We start from the raw sequence: 1,187 nt of genomic DNA on the forward strand, positions 1-1,187 counted from the left end.
CAAACACAACTTTATTCTTTCCGCTTCTCTTTCCTATATACATCTTTTCATCAGCTTCTTTTATCATCTTCCTTACATCTTTATATCCTCCGGAGCTTACCATTCCAAATGTCATACTTACTTTTATTTTATTGCCCTGATATACTATATAGCTACTTTCTATTTTTCTTCTTATCTTCTCTATTATATTATACGCTTTCTCATCGTTTAACTTGTCTTTTGTCATATCGTTTAATATTATCAAAAATTCTTCTCCTCCAAACCTTGCTGCTATATCGTCTTGTCTTAGTTCTCTTTTTAATATATTTGATACTGTTGTTAATACCTTGTCTCCTGCATCGTGTCCGTATTGGTCATTTATTTTCTTGAAGTTGTCTATGTCTGAAAATACTACATAAAATTGTTTTATTTTTTCTATATTTATGTTTATATTGGCTATTATTATATCTATTTTATGTCTGTTATACAATCCTGTAAGTTTATCTATATATACCATGTTTTTCATTTTTTCAATTTCGTCTTTCAAAAATGCTTTTTCCATTGTAAATGACCATTTCAGTATTCTTTCTGCAAATATTATGAATCCGAATAATCCTATTATGTTTGTGAGTGCAAAAAATATGTTCAAAAATGTGAGATTTTTGTTTGCAAGGTCTAATTTTATCCAAAAATACAGTATGAAATATATTATACATTCTATCAGTGCTAATATATAAAAACTTTTTCTGTCGGGAAACGGTACTGTTATTGATACAAAACAAAATGTTATCAGCCAGTTTTGAAATCCGTATTCCCATCCTAATACTATTGTTATTACACTACATACTGTTGTTGTTATCACCATACAGATGAAAAATGCATTTTTTTGGGTGTTGTTCGGGTGAAAAATATTTATATACAAAATAATTGACGCTGTAAGAACAAAATATGCCAAGTTATCGTTATCTATGTATAACAGTGCAAAACCGAGAAGTGAATTCATAAAAAGGCAAAATATCATAAGATAAAAATACATGGGTCTGTTTATAGTAGTTTTAATCATAAGCATTTCTCCTTATATTATAAATTTTTATAATATATTGATGTGAAAGGGTAGGCATCATATTCTTTCTTTGTCAATATCATCATATTATATAAAATATCAGTCTGTTTGTCTATAAATATATTTATTTTTTACTTTTTGTTTA

The 1,187-nt window shown here is 27.2% G+C and carries 1 protein-coding gene; it reads right to left on the minus strand.

Translation table 11 applies throughout. From position 1 onward, the window contains the following. Positions 1–1,042, minus strand: a 1,042-nt coding sequence (locus tag HMPREF9629_RS11215; protein WP_009526483.1) for a GGDEF domain-containing protein, incomplete at its 3' end; no start/stop codon positions are given. Positions 1,043–1,187: the final 145 nt, after the last annotated feature.

The organism is Peptoanaerobacter stomatis, assembly GCF_000238115.1.
Lineage (GTDB): Bacteria > Bacillota > Clostridia > Peptostreptococcales > Filifactoraceae > Peptoanaerobacter > Peptoanaerobacter stomatis.